Annotated in this window: 24 protein-coding genes and 2 riboswitches; of the genes, 6 read left to right on the plus strand and 18 right to left on the minus strand. The window is 39.8% G+C overall.

What is annotated here, in order from left to right:
• Positions 1-80 precede the first annotated feature (80 nt).
• Positions 81-614: a TetR/AcrR family transcriptional regulator gene (locus ACQKN4_RS11850; protein ID WP_427483759.1), complete on the plus strand. Its 534-nt coding sequence runs from the start codon at positions 81-83 to the stop codon at positions 612-614.
• 129 nt (positions 615-743) lie between these two features.
• On the opposite strand, the gene rnz is transcribed toward ACQKN4_RS11850, so the two are convergent.
• The 18 genes from rnz to ACQKN4_RS11940 all read right to left on the minus strand — a co-directional run bounded on the left by rnz (position 744) and on the right by ACQKN4_RS11940 (position 17,527).
• Entirely contained in the window at positions 744-1,676 is a 933-nt protein-coding gene (gene rnz, locus ACQKN4_RS11855) for a ribonuclease Z (protein ID WP_427483760.1), read from the minus strand.
• Positions 1,677-1,775: 99 nt separating this feature from the next.
• Positions 1,776-2,612, minus strand: a complete 837-nt coding sequence (locus ACQKN4_RS11860) for a class I SAM-dependent methyltransferase (RefSeq protein ID WP_427483761.1) — start codon at positions 2,610-2,612, stop codon at positions 1,776-1,778.
• Positions 2,609-4,108: a cobyric acid synthase gene (locus tag ACQKN4_RS11865; protein WP_427483762.1), complete on the minus strand. Its 1,500-nt coding sequence runs from the start codon at positions 4,106-4,108 to the stop codon at positions 2,609-2,611. The genes ACQKN4_RS11860 and ACQKN4_RS11865 overlap by 4 nt, the downstream gene beginning before the upstream one ends.
• Before the next feature lie 228 nt (positions 4,109-4,336).
• Positions 4,337-4,873, minus strand: a complete 537-nt coding sequence (locus tag ACQKN4_RS11870; protein WP_079561994.1) for a cob(I)yrinic acid a,c-diamide adenosyltransferase — start codon at positions 4,871-4,873, stop codon at positions 4,337-4,339.
• A 14-nt stretch (positions 4,874-4,887) separates the two neighbouring features.
• The gene (locus tag ACQKN4_RS11875; protein WP_427483763.1) at positions 4,888-5,448 is read right to left on the minus strand and encodes a nitroreductase family protein; all 561 of its coding nucleotides are present in this window, start codon (positions 5,446-5,448) and stop codon (positions 4,888-4,890) included.
• A 32-nt stretch (positions 5,449-5,480) separates the two neighbouring features.
• Positions 5,481-6,248 (minus strand): uroporphyrinogen-III C-methyltransferase, encoded by a 768-nt coding sequence (cobA, locus tag ACQKN4_RS11880; protein ID WP_427483764.1) that lies wholly within the window; start codon positions 6,246-6,248, stop codon positions 5,481-5,483.
• Entirely contained in the window at positions 6,245-6,883 is a 639-nt protein-coding gene (locus ACQKN4_RS11885) for a precorrin-2 dehydrogenase/sirohydrochlorin ferrochelatase family protein (RefSeq protein ID WP_427483765.1), read from the minus strand. Before ACQKN4_RS11885 ends, cobA begins: the two co-directional genes overlap by 4 nt.
• On the minus strand, positions 6,876-8,243 hold the full coding sequence (locus ACQKN4_RS11890; protein WP_427483766.1) for a cobyrinate a,c-diamide synthase: 1,368 nt from the start codon (positions 8,241-8,243) through the stop codon (positions 6,876-6,878). Before ACQKN4_RS11890 ends, ACQKN4_RS11885 begins: the two co-directional genes overlap by 8 nt.
• Before the next feature lie 11 nt (positions 8,244-8,254).
• Positions 8,255-9,376: a cobalt-precorrin 5A hydrolase gene (locus tag ACQKN4_RS11895; protein ID WP_427483767.1), complete on the minus strand. Its 1,122-nt coding sequence runs from the start codon at positions 9,374-9,376 to the stop codon at positions 8,255-8,257.
• Positions 9,369-10,154 carry a precorrin-4 C(11)-methyltransferase gene (cobM, locus tag ACQKN4_RS11900; RefSeq protein WP_285396191.1) on the minus strand — a complete coding sequence of 262 codons (786 nt, stop codon included), beginning with the start codon at positions 10,152-10,154 and terminating at the stop codon, positions 9,369-9,371. The genes ACQKN4_RS11895 and cobM overlap by 8 nt, the downstream gene beginning before the upstream one ends.
• Entirely contained in the window at positions 10,154-10,861 is a 708-nt protein-coding gene (cobI, locus tag ACQKN4_RS11905) for a precorrin-2 C(20)-methyltransferase (RefSeq protein WP_079561987.1), read from the minus strand. The genes cobM and cobI overlap by 1 nt, the downstream gene beginning before the upstream one ends.
• Positions 10,854-12,056 (minus strand): precorrin-6y C5,15-methyltransferase (decarboxylating) subunit CbiE, encoded by a 1,203-nt coding sequence (gene cbiE, locus ACQKN4_RS11910; protein WP_427483768.1) that lies wholly within the window; start codon positions 12,054-12,056, stop codon positions 10,854-10,856. Before cbiE ends, cobI begins: the two co-directional genes overlap by 8 nt.
• The gene (locus ACQKN4_RS11915) at positions 12,031-13,164 is read right to left on the minus strand and encodes a cobalt-precorrin-5B (C(1))-methyltransferase (RefSeq protein ID WP_427483769.1); all 1,134 of its coding nucleotides are present in this window, start codon (positions 13,162-13,164) and stop codon (positions 12,031-12,033) included. The genes cbiE and ACQKN4_RS11915 overlap by 26 nt, the downstream gene beginning before the upstream one ends.
• Entirely contained in the window at positions 13,164-13,823 is a 660-nt protein-coding gene (locus tag ACQKN4_RS11920; protein ID WP_386827171.1) for a precorrin-8X methylmutase, read from the minus strand. Before ACQKN4_RS11920 ends, ACQKN4_RS11915 begins: the two co-directional genes overlap by 1 nt.
• 12 nt (positions 13,824-13,835) lie before the next feature.
• Entirely contained in the window at positions 13,836-14,597 is a 762-nt protein-coding gene (cobK, locus tag ACQKN4_RS11925; protein ID WP_427483770.1) for a precorrin-6A reductase, read from the minus strand.
• The gene (locus tag ACQKN4_RS11930) at positions 14,594-15,466 is read right to left on the minus strand and encodes a sirohydrochlorin chelatase (RefSeq protein ID WP_427483771.1); all 873 of its coding nucleotides are present in this window, start codon (positions 15,464-15,466) and stop codon (positions 14,594-14,596) included. The genes cobK and ACQKN4_RS11930 overlap by 4 nt, the downstream gene beginning before the upstream one ends.
• A 14-nt stretch (positions 15,467-15,480) precedes the next feature.
• Positions 15,481-17,151: a precorrin-3B C(17)-methyltransferase gene (gene cobJ, locus ACQKN4_RS11935; protein ID WP_427483772.1), complete on the minus strand. Its 1,671-nt coding sequence runs from the start codon at positions 17,149-17,151 to the stop codon at positions 15,481-15,483.
• Positions 17,152-17,155: 4 nt separating this feature from the next.
• Positions 17,156-17,527, minus strand: coding sequence for a (2Fe-2S) ferredoxin domain-containing protein (locus ACQKN4_RS11940; protein ID WP_079561980.1), 372 nt, complete (start codon positions 17,525-17,527; stop codon positions 17,156-17,158).
• A 139-nt stretch (positions 17,528-17,666) separates the two neighbouring features.
• Positions 17,667-17,849, minus strand: a riboswitch (cobalamin riboswitch).
• A gap of 225 nt (positions 17,850-18,074) precedes the next feature.
• Positions 18,075-18,259, plus strand: a riboswitch (cobalamin riboswitch).
• 147 nt (positions 18,260-18,406) lie between these two features.
• On the opposite strand from ACQKN4_RS11940, the gene ACQKN4_RS11945 reads away from it, so the two are divergent.
• From ACQKN4_RS11945 to ACQKN4_RS11965, 5 genes are all read left to right on the plus strand, one after another.
• Complete coding sequence (locus ACQKN4_RS11945) at positions 18,407-19,153, plus strand: energy-coupling factor ABC transporter permease (protein WP_079561979.1); 747 nt, start codon at positions 18,407-18,409, stop codon at positions 19,151-19,153.
• 1 nt (position 19,154) lies between these two features.
• Positions 19,155-19,427: an energy-coupling factor ABC transporter substrate-binding protein gene (locus ACQKN4_RS11950; RefSeq protein WP_079561978.1), complete on the plus strand. Its 273-nt coding sequence runs from the start codon at positions 19,155-19,157 to the stop codon at positions 19,425-19,427.
• A 3-nt stretch (positions 19,428-19,430) separates the two neighbouring features.
• Entirely contained in the window at positions 19,431-20,204 is a 774-nt protein-coding gene (gene cbiQ / locus ACQKN4_RS11955; protein WP_427483773.1) for a cobalt ECF transporter T component CbiQ, read from the plus strand.
• On the plus strand, positions 20,201-21,037 hold the full coding sequence (locus tag ACQKN4_RS11960) for an energy-coupling factor ABC transporter ATP-binding protein (protein ID WP_427483774.1): 837 nt from the start codon (positions 20,201-20,203) through the stop codon (positions 21,035-21,037). Before cbiQ ends, ACQKN4_RS11960 begins: the two co-directional genes overlap by 4 nt.
• 292 nt (positions 21,038-21,329) lie before the next feature.
• A complete protein-coding gene (locus ACQKN4_RS11965; RefSeq protein ID WP_427483775.1) occupies positions 21,330-24,821 on the plus strand; it encodes a S8 family peptidase in 3,492 nt (1,163 codons plus the stop codon).
• The last annotated feature ends 145 nt before the right edge of the window (positions 24,822-24,966 follow it).

The raw sequence follows: 24,966 nt of genomic DNA on the forward strand, positions 1-24,966 counted from the left end.
TTTCAAGAAGTGTCAATTAAACAACAAAAATAAAAATACTATTAATTAAATTTGTATTTAATAGATAAAGGAGAATGAAATTGACCATACAAAAAAAGCAAGACCCACGAGCAATTCGCTCTAAACGAGTCTTTAAAGAAGCTGTCGTAGATATATTAATTGAAAACCCCGATATTTCGAAACTTACAGTACAAAAAATAGCCCAACGTGCAGAGTTAAATCGAGCAACTTTTTATTTACATTTTGTCGATATAAATGATTTATTAAAACAAGTTGTTTACGATATTTTCGACGACTTGTTGTCGAAAATGTCTCCGTCTTTACAAATTGATAATTTGAATAATCAAGAACAACTAATTACGTTTTTAGATTATTTTTATAAGCATAGGAAAATTTTAGCTGTGCTATTTGAGCACCCTGGTTTCATTAAAAAAATGCATATGACATTAAAGGACTTGATTGTCATACAACGTAAAAGTGAAGGTGCTGATAGTACACTATCAATGGATATTCTCGCCTCTTCAATACTTGGGATCCTTATGTGGTGGCTCAGAAATGGGGTTCATTTTAGCTCCGAGTATATAGCAAATCAAATCGTTGAATTATATCGATAAAAAGGTCTCATTTAAAGTACACCTATTCTGCCCATGCTTTTGCAGAAAAAACTTTGCTAAATAAACATAAAAGTAGCTTTTAAATGAAGTGTCATTTAAAAGCTACTTTACGTTTTTGGATGAAAGAAGTTAAATTAACTTATTGTTATTCCATGTAAATACTGTTTGATCGGATGTAAGGAAGGTTTGTGGGAAAATCTCCTGTGCATCTGCTAAAAATTCCGGTAAATCATGTGGTAAAAAGCGTGCACTTAAATGGTTCAGAAGTAAATAGTTTGCGCCTGCTTGTTGTGCCACCTTAGCCGCTTCAACATTCGTAGAGTGTCCATAGCTCGCTGCTAAATCTGTCGTAGTGCCATCAAAGGTCGCTTCATGAATAACGATATCTGCTCCATTAGCTAATGAAACAGCCTCTGGACAGTATTTTGTATCGCCTAATATCGTGAGCGTAAAGCCTTTTTTCGGCGGAGCAACGACATCTTTTGCATAAACAATTGTGCCATCTGCAAGCCCAATATCTTTCCCAGCTTTTAGTTGTCCTAACATCGGGCCTTTAGGAACACCTAGAACCTGTGCTTTTTCCATTAACAATTCACCAGGTAAATCTTTTTGTTCAATACGGTAGCCAAAGCATGGAACTACATGTCGCAATTCACTTGCACTTACTGTGAAGTGTGCATCCTCATAAATAACACCTTCATGGACTTCAACAAATTGTAATGGATATGTTAAATGTGTCTTTGATAAGGCTAAGGTTTGCTCAATCCATTGCTGTAAACCTTGAGGGCCAAATATTGTTAATGGTTCATCCCCACCTTGAAATGAACGAGAGCTTAAAAAGCCAGGTAGTCCAAAAATATGGTCACCATGTAAATGTGTAATGAATATTTTCGTTACTTTACGTGGCTTTAACGATGTGTGCAAAATTTGATGTTGAGTTGCCTCTCCACAATCAAAAAGCCACATTTCCCCCAATTCATCTAAAAGCTTTACCATTAGGGCACTTGTATTTCGTTCCTTTGAAGGCATTCCTGCGCCTGTTCCTAAAAAATGTAGTTGCACATATGCCACCTCACTTCTATATCTATATCGCTTTATTGTACCCTATCGCTCCCAATAAAAAAAACCTTTGGTCACTAGTTTTGTCCAAAGGTTTAATAATTATTTCGGCTCCCATGTTACGAGTGCAGCATGGAAATCATGTCGATAATAATAACGTCCATTCTTTTCTTCAATAAACGGCATAAGCGACTCCTCGATATGCGCTCTATTAAAATCAGTATTTAATATTTTTTTACTTTGTGTTGTTACAAGCTGCTCATAGCTGTCATATTCATATACTCGTTCTAATGGGATGATTTTGCATTCGGCATAAATATCCATTTCATACAGCAAATTTAAAAATTCTATATAATCTCTTCGCGGAAATTTAATATCGTAGCCATACTTTTCGTATAAAATTTCATAATGGGGTTGAATCGGCCCTGTCGTCATGCCAATAATTGCACGCTTTTTAGCTAGACGATTCATATGGTAAAGTGCTGATTTGATGTCATACATACGATAAAAGCAATTGACACCGATGACGATATCGTGCGCTTCTACTTCATCTTCAGCAAGGTTTTCCCATTTTGTATGAAGATAAGAAACATGTTGCCTATCTTCCATGCAATTTTCTAGATAGCTAAGGATACTTTCTGAGCTATCTACACAAGTTAGCTTTCGCACATGATCAGCAAGCGGAAATGTATAGTTACCCCAGCCTGGACCAATTTCCAATACTGATTGCTCGGGTTGAATACTTTTTTTAATTTCGTGAAAAATTTTTGCAGCATAAGGATCTGTTTGTCCAACCTTTTTACGGGCGATGGATTGCGCCCAAAACTGCTCCTCTAATTGATCATTGACCATTCTTTCAGGCATTTGGCCATGCCAGTCTTTCATACCTTCCTGCCATAACGCCTCATAATCAATGGCTAACGGACCTTTTCTTGTCATACAGGTACCTCTAAATTCATAATTTCGTATACTTTTTTCATATCAAGATTCGCTCGAACATGCTTTGCCAGCATATTGTATGCGTCTTCTCTACGTTCTGCGTCACTTCTTACATCACTTGGTAAAGCAGCGAGGCCTTTTTTCAAGCGAATGTCGTTGATGAGCTGTCGTGTAAAAGTGCGATTATGGAATAAGCCGTGGAAATATGTTCCGACCACTAATTCATCTGCACTTACTGCCCCATCTACGCGCCCATCTGCAAGCTGTAAAAATGGTGATACTTCATCGCGTAAAATTTTTGTACGCCCAAGATGAATTTCATAGCCAGTAAACGTATCCTGCCCTCTTGTTCCTGTCATTTGAACTGTCTTTTTATCGCCAACAAATACTGTTTCCATTGGCAATAATGCTAGGCCTTGCCCTGACTCGCCATTTCCTTCTACTGCATCAGGATCTAGCAACGTTTCACCAAGCATTTGGAAGCCACCACAAATGCCAATAATTTTTGTCCCTCGTGCACGTAAATTAGCGATCGCTTTATCGAAGCCCTGTGCCTTTAACCAAGCTAAATCATCCATTGTACTTTTTGTTCCAGGTAAAATAAGTAAATCGGGAGTACCAAGCTCATTGACATTGCCGATTAAACGTACACCAACCTCTGGCTCATCGAAAAATGGATCCACATCTGTAAAGTTTGAAATGCGCGGCAAGCGAATCATGGCCACATCCACTGCAAACTCTCCAGGCTTAGGCTTTTTAAAGCGTAATGAAGATAATGCTAGTGAGTCTTCAGCCTCTATATTGACCTCTACATACGGTACAACTCCAAGGACAGGAATCCCCGTTTCACGTTCTACCCATTCAATGCCATCATCAAGTAACTCACGCATTCCTCTGAATTTATTAATAATCAGACCTTTTACACGTACGCGTTCTGCATCGTCAAGTAATGCGAGCGTTCCAACAATCGATGCAAACACGCCACCTCGATCGATATCTGCCACTAGCACAACTGCAGCATCCGCTAGATGAGCCATGCGCATATTGGCTATATCACGGTCTTTCAAATTAATTTCTGCCGGGCTTCCCGCACCTTCCAGGACAATAACATCATATGTATTTTGTAAAGTTCGCACCGACTTTTCAACGATTGGCATCGCTTCTTGGACGAATTGATTGCGATAGCTCTTAGCGTCCATATTTAAAAAATGCTTACCATGAACAATCACTTCCGATACCATATCCTGCTTAGGTTTTAGCAATATCGGATTCATATCCGTAGTAGCGACAACACGTGCCGCCTCTGCTTGTACACCCTGTGCACGACCAATCTCCCCGCCATCTTGAGTTACAAACGAATTCAGGGCCATATTTTGCGATTTAAACGGTACTACCTTTAGCCCATCATCAGATAAAATACGGCAGAGCGCAGTACATATCATACTTTTCCCTACATCAGAAGCCGTTCCTTGAATCATGATAGATTTTGCTGGCATAATCTTCTCCCCTTCCTTATTTTTTGTTGAAGCGCGGGTATTTCGCTTCGTTCCGCGGGTATTTCACTTCAAATCGCGGGTATTCCGCCTCATTCCGCGGGTATTTCTCCAAAGCGCGGGTATTCTGCTCCGTTCCGCGGGTATTTCACCCCAAATCGCGGGTATTCCGCCTCGTTCCGCGGGTATTTCTCCAATACACAGGTAAGCCTCCGACGCGCTGCGCATCAATTAAAACTCTAAACCTTTAACTGCTGGTATGCCTTCGTCATAATAGTGCTTTGATGCATCAATTGTTGATACTAAATCGGCCATGTCCACAAGTGCTGGGTTGGCGCTACGTCCGGTTACTACTAAATGCATGGTAGATGGGCGCTGCTGAATGGCTTCGATGACTTCGGATAATGGGAGCACATCATCGATTGGGAATTTTGTTATAGCAAGTGCGTTGTTGAGTTCGTCTAATACGAGTAGATCAATGCTGTCGTCTTGCAGGGCGGCCTTTGTTTTTTCCCATGCCTTTGCTAAAGCGGCACGATGCTCCTCGGGGGTTTTTGTCCAAGTAAAGCCGATGCCCATTTGCTCCATTTCTACGCCAAGCTTTCGAAGAGCAATTTGCTCTCCGTATGTGCGCTCGGGTGATTTTATAAATTGCATATATCGGACATTTAGGCCTCGACCAACTGCGCGTAATGTGACACCTAGGGAAGCTGTTGTTTTGCCCTTTCCTTCACCTGTATAAACTAAAAACAAACCTTTTCTAGCCATTGTTTAAGCCTCCCTTAAAGCCATGTTGTTTTTTCTTCGATTGGGCTTCGTTTCTTGTCTTTAAGCTCTTGCTCTTCTGGATAGCCAATAAAGATTGTTCCTACTACTTTTTGTGATTCATTTGCACCTATAAAGGCATGCATACGTGGGTCATGAACTAGCCCTACACCGCGTGTACGCCATACAAAGCCAAGTCCTAGCTCCTCTGCGGCAAGCCACATAGACATGATGGCACTGCATACGGCAAAGACATTATCTGCTGTTGCATCAGCATCATTTTCTACAATATCTGCTGTAACAACAATAGCCACTGGCGTTGTTTGAACAACCTTTAGCGAGCTTTCTACTAAATTGGGCTTTGTAGGGAATCGCTCCTGTAAATAAGCATTTGCCATTTCCTCATAGCGTTTCATCGCATCGTCTTGAATAACATAAAAATGCCATGGTTCACGCATACGGTCATTTGGAGCATATGTGGCAGCTTGTAAAATTTGCTCGATTTTCTTTTTTTCAACAGGCTGCGTCGTGTAATTGCGAATCGCTCGACGATTTTTTAAAGCCTCTATTACTGTCATGATGTGTTTCCTCCTTATGCTCAAATAACTTTTTATGAAAGGGCTAGTCCCTGTTCTTCAAACCATTGAATTTTCTCGCGTACATTGACGACTTCCCCAACGACAATCATGGAAGGATTATGATAGCCTTCTCGTTCAATAATGCTTGCAATTTCATCAAGCTGTCCTGTAATGGTACGCTGTTGCTCTGTTGTTCCCCACTCAATAACGGCGACTGGAGTAGTTGCTTTGCGACCATTTTCGATGAGCTTTTTAGAAATATAAGCAATATTACCGACACTCATATAAAAGGCGACTGTATCGATCCCTGTTGCAAGTGCAGGCCAATTTAAAAAGTCTTGTCCTTTTTCCTCACGGCCATGTCCTGTTACAAGAGCGAAACTTGTCGCAAAATCACGGTGTGTTACAGGAATACCAGCATACGCTGGGGCAGCAATTCCTGCTGTAATACCAGGTACGATTTCATAAGCAATGCCATGATTTTTTAAAATTTCCGCTTCCTCTGCACCACGACCAAAGACGAATGGATCGCCACCCTTTAAACGTGTGACTATCTTGCCTTCCTGCGCTTTTTCGACGAGTAATGTATGAATCTCGTCTTGAATTAAGTGATGCTTACCAGGTAATTTACCGCAGTACACAAGCTCAGCATCTTTTTTCGCAAACTCTAACAATTTTGGGTTCACAAGACGGTCATATGCAATAACATCAGCCTTTTGAATACATTCTAGCCCGTACACTGTAATGAGCTTTGGATCTCCTGGTCCAGCTCCAACTAAATACACTATTCCGTCATTCATCGCGCTTCTCCAATCAGTATTTGTTGTAAAAATGCTTCACGTCTATCAATCTCTCCATTACGTGTCCATTCTAGTAGGCTCGGTTCAAGTAATGATTGTAAAGCTTTACGTCTTTGTGGGCCTTTTTCAAACTTAGCAGCAATCATTAAACGTGCCTGCTGTAGGAAGCATACGTAGTCATCATAAACCTCATCAAATTGCTCTTCGAGATCAGCCTTGATTTTACGTGCTAATGCTGGACTTGCACCTGACGTTGAAACTGTCAACACTAAAGGACCACGACGCACTGTTGCTGGCGTTATAAAGTCGCTTTCAGCCTGTGCATCTGCGCGGTTGATAAGCTGCCAATGCTGGGCTGCTTCTTGTACAGCCTCATTTACTGACGTATCATTTGTCGCTGCAATAATGAGTGATGCATCATCCAAATCACGCGGTTCAAATTCTTTTTCACGCCACGTGATTTGTCCTGATTCCGCAAGGGGTAGTAAGGATTCATCTAGAGTTGGACTAACAACGACAATACTAGCTTTAGCTGGAAGCAGTGATGCTACCTTCTGTGTTGCTACGTGTCCTCCACCAACAATTACTACGGTTTTATATTCAATATTGATGTGAATCGGAAAATAATTAGTCATGATTTTTCACCTTCTTACAAGCTGTTAACCAATTGTCAACTAGCTTTGGGTTCGATACAAAATGAAAATGGGTGTAGCCAGCTACTAAATTTCCTGCTTGGTAGCCCTCTTGTTTGTTACCAAAGCGTCCCTTCGTTTCATAAGCAGGCGTATTGTGTGAGCCGCTATATTTTGAATAGTGGAATTCATGCCCCTTCGCTTCTTCATCCGTACCTATTAAAAAATTTTGTTGTGTGCCAAAAATTTCACGGTAACCGAGAGCTGCTAGCTTTGTTTGCATCGCTACTTCTCCAGGAATAACACCAACCATGTCATAACGGTCACCATTACTATTCGTAATAGCCTCCGTCAAATACATGAAGCCTCCGCATTCAGCTAATGTCGGTAGACCTTTGGCAACCGCTTCACGAATAGACTTTTTGACATCCGAATTTTCCGCTAAAATATCTGCAAATTCCTCTGGGAAGCCCCCACCTATATACAAACCGTCTGCTTCTGCGGGAACAGGTTCATTCGCAAGTGGTGAGAAAAATTGAAGCTCTGCTCCTTTTGCACGCAGCAGATTCAAATTCTCTTCATAATAGAAGTTAAACGCGGCATCCTTTGCTACGGCAATGCAAATATTTTGAGATGGTTGTTCCGCAAATAGTTGCCCTGATTCTTGTAGAACAGGTGCCTTTGTTAATTCAAGCAATTGATCTAAATCAATGGTCTCTGCCATTAAAGAGCCTAGCTTATCAAAAAATGTATCGAGTTCTCCTCGTTCGATTGCAGGGACTAATCCTAAATGTCGACTAGGAATATCAATCCCTTGTTCACGCTTCAAATATCCAATCACAGGAATACCGCACTCCTGCTCAATAGCAGCCTTTGCAATTTCATAATGACCGACACTACCGACTTGGTTGGCAATGACACCAACGATATTCGGTTGATCTGACAACATTTGAAAACCTTTCACAACTGCTGCTACACTTCGCGCCATACTTGCACAATTGACAATTAAAATAACCGGACTTTCTGTTACAACACTAATGTCTGCTGCAGAGCCAGCATCCGATAACGGACTTTTGCCATCATAAAAGCCCATAACTCCTTCAATAATGGAAACATCAGCATCTTCACTTGCGCGCGCAACTATATCACGCACTGCTTCATGTGAAAACATCCAGCTATCGATATTGCGTGATACCCGTCCTGTAACAGCAGTATGGTAAGTAGGGTCAATATAATCTGGACCACATTTAAATCCCTGCACAATTTTGCCCTTTTCTTGTAATGCTTCCATGAGTCCGATAGTAAAGGTTGTTTTACCAACTCCACTGCCAGTACCTGCAAGTACAAAACGATTTGTTTGCATAGGCTTCCTCCTTAAAATGTTAATCTAGCAACAGAAATAGTAGCATTGCCTGATTTTTTCTTTTCTAGCACAAGCGACTCCACTTGCGCATAACGCATTGCAGCAGGCTCACTCACTCCGTATGCTCCGGTATATTTAAAAACGGTTTCCGAAGGTGATGGGAAATCAATTTCATTTAATTCCGTCGGCGAATATGTAACAAATTCCCAATCGTATTTCTTCGTTATTTCAAGGAAACATTGCTCGTCTTTCTTTAAATCAATCGTACATAACGCTTTGACACTTTTTTTCGAAAGCTTCAGCTCTGCAAGAGTTTCATCAATAACTTGCTCAATTTCTTCCACAGATGTCCCACGATTACAGCCCATGCCAAGCACCACCGATTTTGGTCGATAAATAACACCATTTTCAAGAAGCACTTCTTCCTCTTGTTCAATGATGCGGTCAGTAATGAGCAATGTCGCATGTGGTTTCACTTCAATCGCTGCATATGTTGATGGATAAATCTTAATTTGCTCTGGCATCGCTGTATCACGCATCCACCAGTCACGTTCCCCTGTTTCCTGAACGATTGCGACGTGCTCCTCGTTTACAACAGAGGCACTTACAGGTGTCAGTTTATCGGCACTATCCCATACCCATCCAAAACGTGCCCCAAATAAATCAACCGGAATCGTTTTTTGCACATCTGAAGCTGTCGTAATAATTGGATTTGCTCCAAGCGCTGCGGCAACTTCATGTGTCAGCTCATTTGCGCCACCAAGATGTCCCGATAAAACACTAATTACATTTTCACCACGATCATCAATAACAACTACGCCTGGATCTGTCTTTTTATCCTTTAAAATCGGTGCTATCATGCGGACAACTGCACCGAGTGAGATGATTAAAATTAAGCCTTTATATTGCTTAAAAAGAGTAGGGAGCAGTAAACGCACAGTACCTGTAAACATTTGAATATGCTTTTCTGCTTCATCCCCCTGCTCAAATTTGCTCATGTAATATAAGTCGCTCGCAGCAAAAGTATGCTGCAAGCGACGTCCAATTTGAACACCATGCTTTGTAATGGCGACAACTGCATAAGGATTTCGTTGGTCAACCTCTGGTAAGACGCCCTCTTGTAACTCAATCACTTGTCTTCACACCTTTTCTAAAGCCATGTGTGAAAGTAGCATCATATAATTTCGAACGATATTGATCTTTATCATGAATAGTCGGATCTAATGCCCAGCCAGCTAAAATCATCGCATGTTTACGAATACCGTTCACACGCATAGCTTCATCCAGTTCAATTAATGTTGTACGTACGATTTTTTGATCTGGCCAAGAAGCTCGTTGAATAACAGCTACTGGTGTATCATCAGCCCAACCAGCACTTTGTAGTTCTTTTACTATTTTCTTCGTTAGCGTTGCACTCAGGAACAATGCAATCGTACAGTGATGACTCGCTAAATCGCGTAGCTTTTCGAATTCCGGTACAGGGGTACGTCCTTCGGCACGCGTTAAAATAAGTGTTTGTGTTAAGTCAGGAATTGTTAATTCTGCCCCGATTGCCGCTGCAGAAGCAAAGACCGAGCTTACACCAGGAATAACCTCATAACCAATGCCTTCTTTTTTTAATAGGGCCACCTGCTCCATGATCGCGCCATACATAGCAGGGTCTCCCGTATGCATACGAGCTACTACTTTACCAGCGTTAACACGATCTACCATGACCGCTACCATTTCCTCTAAATGCATACCCGCTGTACGAATAACTTCTGCATCTGGTTTTGCCTTTGCAATCAGGTCTTCATTCACTAAAGAATCTGTATACATAACAACGTCTGCTGTTTGCAGCATATGTAAGCCTTTAACTGTAATTAAATCTGGATCACCAGGACCCGCACCAACAATATATATTTTCTTCATTATTTACGCACCACCATTAACGTTAAATATTCTAGATCGACACCGTCTAGTTCGCGTACATCCCAAATGATTTCCTCATCGGATGTTACCTTCGTTACGACTGACGCTTTATCAAGTAAATCTAAATCACGTAGTACTTCAAGCATTAAATCAATAACCTTCGCTACTTTTATGAACACTACTGCATCGTGACTTTCAATCGCTTCACGCATAGCCTCATAGTCGTCATGAGCAGGTACAATGGCAACACGGTCATCGCCATCTGCGAGCGCAATTCCAAGTCGTGATGCTGAACCGTTGAACGAAGAAATACCAGGAACTGTTCGAATTTCAACTTCAGGGTGCATGTCCTGCATTAGCTTCATCATATGGATGAACGTACTATATAATAATGGGTCTCCTTCTGTTACGAATGCGACGTCCTTACCTTCTTTTAATTTTTCATAAACAAGTTGAACTGATTTCGTCCATTCACGTTCTAATACAGCTTCATCCTTTGTCATTGGAAATACTAAGCCAAGCATATCCTTTTCTTCTGGGTTAATGTAGACATCTACGATACGATGTGCGTAGCTTTTACTGCCTTTTAATTTTTTCGGATACGCGATAACAGGCGATTCCTGAATGACACGGAATGCCTTAACTGTAATTAACTCTGGATCGCCAGGACCTACGCCCAAGCCATATAAAATACCAAGATTACTCATGATTTTCTTCCTTTCGATATGCAGAAATAATGTAAATCGGATTTAATGGGACAAAACGTGTCATATCTAATATTGGTTTGCTGCGTGCGAGTTGTGCCTGCAATATGTCAACAGCAAAGCCACAAGATTTAAACGCTTCGACTGCCTTATATAAATTTTCAATAGTTGCAGCATTCAATACAATACGACCGTTTGGCTTTAAGCGTGAACAGCATAATTGTAAGAGCTCCACCATTTCTCCTCCTGTACCGCCGATAAATATCGCATCCGGATCAGGGAAGTTTTCAAGTCCTGCTGGCGCTTTACTATGAATAGCTGTAATATCTACACGAAACTTTTGCTGATTTTGCAAACAATTATCCAAATCAGGTGCGTTTTTTTCTACGGCAAATATTTGACCTTCTGGGGCAAGCTTTCCGGCCTCAATAGCCATCGAACCAGTACATGTACCAACGTCCCAAATGATACTATCCTTTTGTAGCTGCATTGCTTGTAAACTTAAGACACGAATTTCTTTTTTCGTAATTAAACCTTTATCGGGCTTACGCTGCGAAAATTCTTCATCATCAATACCGAGTGCATAGCGTTTCGGTACTGATGTTTGCTGTAAAATGACTACATTTAAAGGAGAAAAATCAGCCATTTCTAATTCATCTAGCGAATACCAGCCGAATTTTTCATTTGTACCCTGTAAATTTTCTGCCACAAATGCACGGTATTCTGTCATGCCAAAATGCTTTAAATAACGTGCCAACTCATTCGGATTATTTTCTGCATCTGTTAGCAGTGCCACTTTCTTTTTACCATCAATACGTTGTGCTAATCCTTTCATGGAGCGTCCATGAATACTTGTGACATACGCATCCTGCCAGCTTTCTCCCATCTTAGAAAAAGCAAGTTGCACTGAGCTCATATATGGATAAACGTCAATGTCTAGCTTTTTCGCTAAATACCCACCGATTCCGTAAAATAATGGATCTCCTGACGCTAAAATAACTGTATTTCTCGTTTCCACAGACAATCTTTCAACTAACGCTGAAAGACCACCTTTAATCAACATTTTTTCACTGGTAAAGTTCGGGAAAAATTCTAAAACACGCTCTCCACCAACAAGCACCTCACAGTCTTCAATCCACTGCACGTATTGTGGTAGTAAGCTTTCTTGTCCGTTATCCCCGATCCCAATCAATTTCATCGATCGATGCAATGTCATCAGCCCTTCCTAATAATTGTCCCTGCATCGAATAGATCGATGTGGAAAGCGTTAAACCGCCTCTAATGTGATGTATGGATGAATAGCAGCAGGCCTCACATAAACGGTTGAAAAATGCATCATAACCTTTTTCCGCCATAATTTCACCAACTTGTGAAGCAGTGTTAGCCTCTCGTACCTCAGCTACGGTTTCTTCATCTGCCCCTATATCCACTGCTAATTGAGCTAAAAAATTAAAATCGATAGGAGCACTTTTGGAGTGCACCATCATGACACCTTGTGCCACTTTCGAGAATTTCCCCATCATCCCAACAAGCGATACTTTCTTCATACCAAGTCGCTTACAATGCTTTAACGTAAAGCCAACAAAATCGCCCATCTCAATGAACGCTTCCTCTGGCAAATCAGGATATTGTGCCATCGCATACTTTTCACTACGTCCACCAGTCGTAACAACTAAATGCTCACAACCAGCCTCTTTCGCAACACTAATCGCTTGAACAATACTAGCCATATAAGCGGAACTCGAAAAAGGCACGACGGTTCCCCTTGTGCCTAAAATGGAGATGCCTCCAATAATACCAAGGCGCCCATTTAACGTTTTTTTAGCAATTTCCTCACCTTTAGGGACGGAAATAACTACGTTAACGCCTCGTTTAATTTGAAATTCATCAAGTACGCCTTGTACAGTACTATGAATCATCTTTCGTGGTACTGGATTGATAGCTGCTTCTCCGACAGGTACTGGTAAGCCGGGCTTTGTTACGCGCCCGACACCAATTCCACCGTCTAGATGAATACCTGGACTATCCGCCCAGCTTACTGTGCCAACAATGAGTGCTTTATGGGTTGCATCTGGGTCATCACCAGCATCTTTAATCGTTTCACAGCTTACAGCTTCGTTCTGAAATGTACATTTTTCTATCGTAAAGGTTGCATCTCGCCCAATTGGCAAATGAATAGTACTTGTTTCTTGCTCTTCATTTGTAATTAAGGCAAGTAATGCAGCCTTTGTAACTGCAGTCGCACAGGATCCCGTTGTATAACCGTGACGCATGTCTTTTGGATCCTTTTTAGGCTTCCGCTCCATTATTTTTTCGCCTGTTCATCCGCTAAAAGTGAGACAGCATTCAATGCGGCAACCGTCACTGTACTACCGCCTTTACGACCAACATTTGTAATGTACGGAATACCTTCTATTTTTAATAGCTCTTCCTTCGATTCAGCAGCAGAAACGAAGCCAACTGGCATACCAATAATTAAATCTGGTTTCGCTAAACCTTCTTTAATTAAACGAATTAATTCAAGCAATGCTGTCGGCGCATTACCAATTGCGTAAATACCACCTTCATGTAATTTAGCAGCCTTTTGCATAGAGATAATCGCACGTGTTGTGTTTTGTTTTTTCGCTTCAATTGAAACGTCTTCATCTGCAATATAGCAGTGTAAATCGCCACCATGCTTTTGGAAACGTTTTTTCCCTGAACCACTTTCAATCATTTGCACATCTGCAATGACATGGCGACCTGCAAGAATTGATTTAATACCTGCTTCAATCGCTCCCGGTGTAATAATAACGCTACGTCCTAATTCAAAGTCAGCAGAAGCGTGAATAATGCGGCGTACAATTTTCCACTCGTCTTCTGAGAAATTATGCTCGCCCATTTCCTCTGCAATAATTGAGAAACTGTAATCGTAAATTTTATCCGGGTCTACTGTTAATGGTTTGAAATCTGTTTTAAAGTCCATCTAAAATGCCTCCTAATGTGTGTTTTGTACAGCTTGCAATACATCTTCAAATGTAGAATATTGCTGTCCGTATTTGATATTTGGTCTTGCAATTAAAATCGTTTCAATGCCACATGCAAGGGCAGCGTCCAGCTTTTCATCCACCGAGCCAACCTTGCCGCTTTCTTTCGTAATCATCAATGTCACATCATATTGACGAAACAGTGCTTCGTTTAATTCCTTTGAAAACGGACCTTGTATGGCAACAATATCTCTTTGTGCCACACCGAGTGCTTCGCATTTTTCCATATTATCGAGTCGAGGAAGCATGCGCGCGATCACTCGCGTATTTTCTAAGCCATGTAATACCTTTGTAAAGGTCGCTAGCGTTTTACTGCCCGTCGTTAGCATAATTACACCACGTTTTTCAGCTGCTAAGTGGGCAGCCTCCTCGTAATCTTTCACAATCGTAATAAGTGGATGTGCATAATGCTCGTGGGCACGTTCATAGCGAATATACGGTACATTTGCTTGCTCGGCTGCTGCCATCGCATTTTTTGAAGCTTCTTCAGCAAATGGATGAGAGGCATCTACAACTAAACGGTTTCCTTGCTCCGTAATAATCGTCGCCATTTCCTCAGCCGTTAATCGACCGACTAAATGTGGTAGGCCTACTTCTGCAAGGCTTGAGGCTGCTGAATCAGTAACGACCGTTGCTGTCACAGCGTAACCTGCTGACTGTAATTCAAGTGCTAGATTCCTTGCATCGCTTGTCCCCGCTAACATGAAGATCATTGCACTGGCTCCTCTTCATGGTGATGGTGCTCATGGTCATGGTGGTGATGATGATGCGCATGTCCATGTACTGCCGCATAAGCACGATAGTTCTCTAAATCTTGCATACCTGTTGATGTACCATTCACAGCTTGTTCAATTCGCTCTAATAACACATTTTGTAAACGCTCATGATAGCCAAAATAGTTGGCAATTTGAATATCACAGTCAGGATATTTTTCGTTAAATTGCTTACACATCCCATTCATTCGTTCCATTAAGATACCCGTGAATAAAAAGTACGGTAGCATAATGATTTTTTTAGCACCAAGCTTCACACAGCGCTCAATTCCTTCTTCAACACGAGGATCTGTAACCCCCATAAATGCGCTTTCTACATATTGAACCGGGAGTTTCTCCCATAACAGGCGTGTAATTTTATAAAAATCACCATTTGCATATGGGTCACTGCCGCCTCGTGCAATTAATAAAACCGCGGTATCTTTATGTTCTTCTTCAGCATTAAAGCCTATTTCTGCTAAACGATCTTCTAAAATCGCAAATATTTCTTCATGGATACCGATTGTTTGACCATATGTGAACGTAATATTTGGATAATGCTCACGCGCATGTTCGATTTCTGCTGGAATATGCATTTTTGAATGTCCAGCATGAAGAAGAATAATCGGAATAACATGCACCTCTGTAGCGCCCTTCTTCACACAGTTCGTAATACCTTCTTCAATGTTCGGCGAGGCAAACTCTAAAAAACATGTTTCTACTAAAAAATTCTCATCAATACGAGGTTTCATTTGCTCGATAAACGTGCGTACCTCTTCATTTCCTGCTTCTAAACGGCTCCCGTGGCCGACAAATAAAATTGCTTTCATCTCATTACCCCTCACTAGTCGCCGCATGGAGCTGGCTCAACTTTTATTTTTGAAGACATATCCTGATACGTAAAATGTAGGATCTTTTTCACACGCTTGAAGTATTTAAACAAACGTTCATTTGGATGTGCATTTGCTTTATATTCTTCGATAATGTCGGTAATAAGCGGTATTAGCTGTTCAGGCTCTAATCCTTCAACAACAGGCTGAGCCGCATGTGCTGTCCGACCAACCGGCTTGGCACCAATAAAAACATCGAATTTACTTTTACGATAAACAATGCCAATATCATCAAATACGGCTCGATAACACGCCATACCACAGCCATTAAAACCAATATTCAATGTTTTCGGTAACGATATACCACCAAGCTTTTCTTGAATCTCTTCCGCATATGGAATCGAATCAGTTTTTTCTCCATAACAGAAATCACAAGCCTTTAACGAAAGTACGTCACCAATTGGTGTTAGTAAAAAGCCTACTTCGCGAAGCTTTGCTGTAATCTCTCCTGGCTCGGACGTAGGAATTTTCAAATGAATTTGGTGGTCTGGTGTATACTCCATCGTTCCTTCCTCACCAACTACCTCAGCTAATGTCATCATTTGTTGAGGAGTAAAAAACTTATTGGCTACCCCAGGACTAACAGCTAATTCAAAAACCGATTCGATTTTTTGTTGAACGAGCTTAGGTGTTACTTTCACAGCGCTAGTTCCCTTCACCTTTGCCAGAGCTGCTGTTGCCATTTCAAGCGATGACTTTTTAGGCTTTGGTTGTGATGTTATAGCTAAACTGGGCTTTATACGATTGGCATTCGGATCTGTTGCAAAATCATTTCGCGCTGCCCCAGTTTCTTGATTCATTGCCCATGGTTCATTTTCTTCCTTCAGTCGTTGATGTGGTCGTAACGGCTGTTTTTCTTCTCCAAGTGTATATTTACGCTGATAACCACGTGGTGTAATCATTTTATTGTCATAGAAAAATGTTGATGAATTCCCGATAATAACGGTTGTTAACATGCCGATATCATGTTCAAGCATTTCTGCTAAAGTCGTCATCGTAATTTCCTGACGGTCACGATACGCGCTTTTCACAAGGCCAACCGGTGTATCGGGCGAACGATATTCTAATAAAATTCGTTGAGCCTCTACGATTTGTCTCGTACGACGTCCACTTTTTGGGTTATAAAGCGCAATAACAAAATCCGCCATTGCCGCTGCTTCTACCCGCTTAGCAATTAAATTCCAAGGTGTTAAGTGGTCACTCAAACTAATAGTACAAGCGTCGTGCATAATAGGAGCACCTAGTAAACTTGCACACGAATTAATAGCAGAAATACCTGGAACAATTTCTACTTCGATACCAGTGGCTTCCGTCCAGCCTAGCTCGATTAATACTTCATACACTAATCCTGCCATCCCATAAACACCGGCATCACCACTAGAAATAACCGATACGATACTTCCAGCCTCTGCTTGACGTACAGCTTCCTGTGCACGTGAAACTTCCTCTGTCATACCAGTACTAATAATCGACTTTGCACTAACTAAATCTTGAATAAGCTCAACATAGGTTTTATAACCAATAATCATATGACTTTGTTGTAGTGCCTCTACAGCACGAGTCGTAATATGTTTAAAGTCTCCAGGGCCAAAGCCAACTACGAAAATCTTACCTTTTTGCGCCATTTTGCTACCCCTCTTTCACCTTTTCAATACCTTTAATGGCTGTTGTTTGTGCTGTACGCTGTAAAGATCCTTCACGTAAAGTAAAGACATGCTCATTATGTAAAGATTCATGATTTAAATCTTGTACGAGTGCCTTCGCATGCTCTGTTGTCGGCACGCGGTACCAATTCCCTTGAGGATAAGCAATGACAACACAAGCATCTTTACACCTACCATTACAGCGAGTCCTTGTCGTATGTATTTCCTTATCAAGTTCCAGTACCTGTATTTCATCACGAATTGCCTGAGTAATGTCCTCAGCATCTTTTTTCATACAGCTACTACCATTGCATATAAAAAGATGTGTTTTCATCCCTTCTAAATTCCAAGTTGTCATAGTTTTTCTCCCCTCATTTGCTTTTAGGAAAAAGAAAAACCTTTACTCTAGACGAAGAGTAAAGGTTTAGTAGAAGCCAAATAAAAACGAATATATACAGGTACTCGCTCTCGCTTCAACTTCTCCCTCCGAAAAGTTTGCATGCATTATCACATAAGCAGGTTTCCTGACTTAAGCTTCCTTTTACTTTCGCGCCTTCCTAGTTCTCACTAGTGGCATCCGCGATTTCATCAGCTATTACAGTAGCGGGGGCTGTATCGGATTCTCACCGATTTCCCTATTATCTTGAAAATATTCAAGCACTTATGGATGTTTTATATGAATTTATTTTTTTTGTAAAATTAAAAACTGTTTCTATCATAGCTTATTTTTTTAAAATTTCAATATTTCTTTCTAAATTTGTGACATTTTCAGTAATTTTTTAATGAAAAATATGACATTCCTTTTCTATTTATCCGAATTTTCGACATAGACACTCAATTAAAAATTTTTTCTTAAAAAGTATAGCATATATATGGAAATTCATGTTACACTTTGTCGTGAAATCACAACTTCATCTTTTTTCGGTGCGAATTGTTCATCATTTCGCTTAAAAGGGAAGCCGGTTTAAGTCCGGCGCGGTCCCGCCACTGTACTAGGGAGTTTTATAGATAATGTCACTGTCCAAAGGATGGGAAGGCCTATAAAACGTTGAACTAAAGCCAGGAGACCTGCCGAAAAATATGTGATCGTTTGAACCTACGAGGATAGGTGTGCGGCTGAGCAAATTAGAATTTTATTTGCATTTTTAGCTATGCACTTTTCCACAATTGGAGAAGTGCTTTTTTGATTTCGTATCGCATACTATTCGAACTATTTTAATGTGAGGAGGAGAAATTTTTGAAATTCTCAGGTTGGAAGCTTAGTTATTTCTTATTGGCATTTTTATTCGTACCAGACCGTGCATTTGCGATGCACATTATGGAGGGCTTTTTGCCAATTGAATGGGCGATTTTTTGGTGGGTCTTATCGATTCCGTTTATTATTTTAGGATTACGTTCTATTCGTAAAACTATTGATGAAAATCCTGAAACAAAAATGATTTTAGGCCTATCTGGTGCCTTTGCCTTTGTACTATCAGCTTTAAAAATCCCTTCTGTAACAGGTAGTTGTTCACATCCGACAGGGGTTGGTCTTGGGACAGTTCTTTTTGGACCATTAGCGATGAGCGTTATCGGAACAATCGTATTATTATTCCAATCTTTACTTTTAGCACATGGTGGGCTGACAACTTTAGGTGCTAATGCCTTTTCTATGGCAATTGCTGGTCCTATTATTGCTTATTATGTTTTTAAGGGTTCTCAAAAAATGGGATTATCATTTTCAGTAGCCGTCTTTTTAGCAGCAATGCTTGGTGACTTAGGTACATATATTGTCACTTCTGTACAATTAGCGCTTGCCTTCCCTTCTGAGGTCGGAGGCTTTATGACTTCATTCACAAAGTTTGCTAGTATTTTTGCGTTCACGCAAATTCCTCTTGCTGTTAGTGAAGGCATTTTAACAGTGATCGTTATGAATTTCTTGAAAAAATACAATGTGAGTGAATTAAAAGCTTTACGCGTTTTCTCGGCAAAGGAGGCTCACTAACATGAAAAAAAATTTACTGCTCTTAGCAATTGTTGTGTTGTTAGCAATCATTCCCCTCTTCATTCAAAAAGGCGCAGATTTTGAAGGTGCTGATGGTGAAGCGGAGGCAGCAATTGGTGAAATAGATGCTAACTACGAGCCTTGGTTTGAAAGCTTATGGGAGCCACCAAGTGGTGAAATAGAAAGCTTATTATTCGCACTACAAGCTGCTATTGGAGCCGGATTTATTGGCTATTTCATCGGCTTAATGCGTGGTAAACATAAAGAGGGATAAGTGATGTTACTCATTGATAAGTATGCTTATATGAATAAACTAGCGTCTGTTCATCCGCTGGAAAAAATGACGTTATCCCTAGGTTTGCTTTTATTGTCGCTTATCATGAGAGATGAACGAATTTCACTCATTACATTTATTGTGATGAGTGCTTTTATCATTTTAGGTGCAAAAATCCCAGCTAAATATTACGCAAAATTACTATTGCTACCCGGATTTTTTTTACTTTCGAGTCTAGCATCCATTTTAATTTCTATAGCGCCAGCAACAAGCACACTACCTCCAACTATTTGGTCATTTTCTTTTCATCATTGGACAATATTTGTTGGCAGTACGAGCTTAGTGACAGCGCAACAGCTTTTTTTCATCGTCCTTGGCAGTATAAGCTGTTTGTATTTTTTAATTCTTACGACATCAGTCCAATCTATTTGTTATGTCCTGCGACAATGGCGACTGCCCACTCTATTCATAGAGCTAGTAGAACTAACGTATCGTTTTATTTTTATCTTTTTAGATAGTATGCAAAAAATTCATCTTGCTCAGCAGGCTCGTCTAGGGTACAGCTCCCCTATACAGTGGCTTCGCTCGGTCTCCATGCTGATTGCCGCTTTATTTGTCGAGATGTTCCAACGTAGTCGTGAACTAAACAATGCGATGGAAGCACGTGGTGGCGAGACGGTCTATTGGCAGGAGGAGATTACCTATAACATGAAAAATTGGCTAGGTATTGTTGCAATTATTATACTCCTCATCATTTATGGAGGTTTTTTCTCATGACAGATTTGTACTTTGAATTAACACATTTATCTTACGCTTATGTAGACGGAACTCATGCTTTAACAGACATTACACTCCAAATTCCAAAAGGGAAAAAAATAGCTTTACTTGGTCATAATGGAGCTGGAAAATCAACTTTATTCCAGCATTTAAATGGAATTTTGAAGCCTACAGCTGGAAGTATATCCTTTCAAGGCAAAGCACTTAACTATAGTAGAAAAGCATTAAAAGAATTACGTCAACAGGTTGGTATTGTTTTTCAGGATGCAGACAACCAGCTTTTTTCTGGCACTGTTAAACAAGATATTGCGTTTGGACCTAAGAATCTTGGCTGGACAACTGAAATAATTGAAGAAAAAATTGCGTGGGCTATCGCTCAAACCGAGGTTGAAGCATTGCTCGATAAACCGATTCATTTTTTAAGTGTTGGACAGAAAAAACGTGTCGCTATGGCAGGAGTACTTGCAATGGAGCCTTCTGTTTTATTATTAGATGAACCGACCGCTGGACTAGATAATTATTATAGTGGACAAGTTTTACAATATTTAGCTACGTTAGAAAACGGTGAACGAACCATTTTACTGGCAACTCATGATATCCCGTTAGCCTATGAATGGGCAGATCAAATAGTCGTCATGGAAGCTGGGAGAATTATTTATAATGGTGATCCCGTTGAACTGTTCTTTCAAGCAGATTTGCTTGAAAGAGCCCATCTTGAACGCCCATGGGTCTTCGAAATGGCCATTGCTTTACAAAACAAAAAACTATTTGAGAAAAACATCAAAATGCCTCGTTCTAAGGAAGATTTACACAAACTTATAGAGCAGCTTTAAAGTAATTTTTCCATAGTTTTATTTTTCTCACTATGGCTAATACACTCTTCTACTCCAATAAAACAGATCGGGTAGAAATGGTAGCCGTTATCTGGAAAGGATATGATTTTTCTTTAGTAATCCTAGGGAGATTCCATCAGCTTCCTACAAATCTTTACGATGAGTAAAATATAATGGTAAAATATAGATTGGTAACTTTGAAAAATATATCCTCAATTATGAAACTTTTCTATTACTTATTCGTAATAGTATAGATGTCACAAATAATTAACGACCCAAGGAGGGAAAACAGTTGAAAAACTGGACGAAAAAATCAGTTGCTCTAGTAGCATCTGCCGCACTAATGGTTCCTGCTGCTTCTGCCTTTGCTGAAGCTCCACAAAAAACAGCAAAGAACCAAGATGTAGTGAAAGTAGCTAGCAATAAGGACCAAGCATTCAAAAATCAAAAAGAATGGATTAGTAAGGATACGATTATTGTTAAACATTCTGGTCTTGATAAGAGTGTGCATAACAAAATTGGAACAAAAGTGATCCGCTCTATTCCTTCTTTAGGTTACGATGTTATCCAACTTAACAAAGGTACAAATTTAGAAAAAGCAGTTTCATATTACGCTCAGCAAAAAGGGGTTAAAAGTGTATCCCCAAGCTATGTGTATCATTCCTTTGGTACGAAAACAGATCCAAAGAAACAGGATATGTACCATTTAAATCTACTTCAAATTGATAAAGCTCTACAATTAGCAGGTAAAAATGATGTAAAAGTAGCAGTTATCGATTCTGGTGTGGACTTTAAACATCCAGATTTAAAATCTCAAGTACTACCTCCATATAATGCTGCAGCACCTGCCAATACTTCTTATCCTGGTGACCATGGTACACATGTAGCAGGAATTATTGGCGCTGCAAAAGATAATGGTATTGGAGGACACGGGATTAATCCTAAGGCCAAGCTGCTTCCGATCGATGTATTTAACGGAAAAGATGGTGCTAATGATTTCGTCATTGCACAAGGCATCCTTTATGCTATCGAGCAAGGCGCTGATGTTATCAATATGAGTCTTGGCGGCTATGGTGAATCTCCATTAATGGAGGAAGCCGTTCAGAAAGCGATTGAAAATGGAGTTACAATTGTAGCTGCTGCTGGGAATGAATCGACAGATAATTACTCCTTCCCTGCTTCTTACGAAGGCGTTATAAGCGTAGGTTCTACGAATGATCGAAACAAATTATCAAGCTATTCAAACTATGGTCCATCGGTTGACCTAGTAGCTCCAGGTGAAGATGTTTACAGTACAGTTCATGATGAGAAAAAAGGATCATCCTTTGTAAAATTTAGTGGAACATCGATGGCATCTCCTGTTGTTGCCGGTGTAGCATCACTTTTAAAATCAAAATATCCAGATTTAAAGCCTTTTGAAATAGAAGCTATTCTTGAAAAGACTGCAAAGGATTTAGGTGAGACAGGCTATGATCTTACATATGGACATGGTCTAGTAGATCCTGTGAATGCATTACAGTTTAATATAAAAGATTTACCAAAACAGTATTCAGAAACAAAAGAAGAGCGCTTGAAGAACGCTAAAGTCCTAAAAAAGGATACATTAAATACTGAAAAAGGTTCATTCAGCCAACCGGACGAAAAGAAATGGTACAAGGTTGATCTTAATGAAAATGACTATGCTCAACTGACATTAAAAGGTGCAGACAAATATGATTATGCATTTGATTTGTACTTCTACCCTGAAGGTTCTAATAAAAAAGTAGAACCAATTAACGTCAATGATGTTCGTGTAGGCAAACAAGAAGGATACCTATTTAATGCAGATCAAAAAGGAACCCTTCTAATTGGAGTTAAAGACCATAATGGCAACTATAGCTCAAAAGGTGCTTCTAACTATGTCTTCACAGCTCAAACGACTAAAGAATTACCAATTGATTCATTAGATATGGAGCATATGGAGAACATTGAAAAATTCCCATTCAGTACAGAAGGGAAAAACTATACCCTACTTTCTAAAGATCATCTAGGTGACAAAGATTATTTTACATTTTCAGTAAATGAACCAACGACACTGAAATTTGATTTAACTGGGATTCCAGGTGTTACTGCATCCATGGAGCTTTATTTAAAGGAAGACTTCCCAACAGAGATAGACGATGCTGAAGAATTAGATGGGGCATATCCAATCCGAGCGTCTTACGGCACGGATACAGGCGATGGAGTAAGCTTAGTTGTCGATGCTGAGCCTAATGAAAAGTATGTAATCGGCGTCTCTAATGAAAACAGTAACAATTCTACACTTGAAATGTTCTATAGCGGCGGTATTGATACTGAAACAACTGTTAGTGAATCCATCATTCCTTACACATTAAAAGGTGAAGTCGTTACCCTTCCTGAAGATGAAGACGGCCTTTCATTAGAAGGAATGCTAGAAAGCAGCGTAGAAGACGATGACGATCTTTTATCTTTTAATGAATATACAGCAAAAAAACGTAATCAAAAGAATGATTTTATGAATATGTTCATGAATCCAGATGCTATGGATCAGCCGGAAAACGTTGAGCAAATTATGGAACAAGCGATTGGTTTTAATATTGGTCAAGATCAAAAAGCATACTTCCAAACTGAAGATGATGAAGATTACTTCAAATTTACAGCTAAAGAAAATGCCGTTTATGGTTTCAACATTCAAAAAGGTATAAACCAATCACCAGCTGGTACTATATTTGAATACGATGAGGAAACAAAAGAATTAATCCCAGTTTCTTCATTAACTAACGATATGGGGTTACTTAGTCTACTTCTTGGGTCATCAATTGATGAAAACGAAGCGAAGACAATTGCATTGAAAAAGGATAAAACCTATATTGTAAAAGTAATGAATCTTGGTGACCGTTCTTCTGAACCGTATACACTTAAAACAAGTAAAATGGCAGCTATTCCAAAAGAGGATAATATCAATAATAATACACCAAAGACTGCTATTAAGATTCAACCTGGTACAACTTACAAAGATCATCTCATTTATCAAGATAATACAGATTTCTACTATTATAAACAATATGGCAAAGATGAAATCATAAGCCTTCTTATTTCTTCTGTACCATATACAAAAGAACAGCTAGATAAATTACCAAAAGAACTTCAAAATGACTTGAAGTTTTCAGGCTCCATTATAGAAGATACGAATGGCAATAAAAAAATTGATCCAAAAGAAATGGCAACAGAAATTCAATTTGGACAAGGTGAAGATCTCATCCAAATGCTACTCGGTCTTGGCGGGACAACAGATGTAAATACTTCTTTTAAAGCAAAACAGGCTCACGGGTATTTTATTGTTCTTAACGGAAGCAATAATGGACAATTATCAATCCAACCGTATAATTTAACTTTGTTTGATCATAAAAAAGCTGATGAAGATGCAGATTCCAAGATAGTTAACGGTGTACCGACAAAACCGACTGTACTTACGAAAAAAGACGGTAAATGGGTAGCTAATCAATATTTAAATGCCGGTGTTCAATTTGGTGATAAAGACTATTTCGAATTTAAAAACGACAGCAAACGCGATGTGTCCTTCTCTCTTAAAACAGAAAAAGCACTAGATGGCGTCATCCGTATTATTGATGCAAAAGGAAAAACAGTAGAAACTTTTGATTATTACGGAGCTGGAGATGCTGAAGTAGGTACAATCACACTGGATAAAGGAACTTACTTTATTGAAGTAAGTGAATATTACGGCAAAGCTAGTTCTCAACCATATACACTTGAAATCAAATAAAATACACCATTGAACTGAGAAAAATAGAATTTTCAGTTGAAGAAAGTGTAAAAGAATTATCCCCTAGATGATGAAAAATCTAGGGGATTTTCTATGAAGCATTCGTGTTTTATTCACAATAACATGGGTTTATTTCCGCTCCAAC

The organism is Lysinibacillus sp. NPDC093692 (assembly GCF_050280125.1).
In the GTDB taxonomy this organism is placed as follows: Bacteria; Bacillota; Bacilli; order Bacillales_A; family Planococcaceae; genus Lysinibacillus.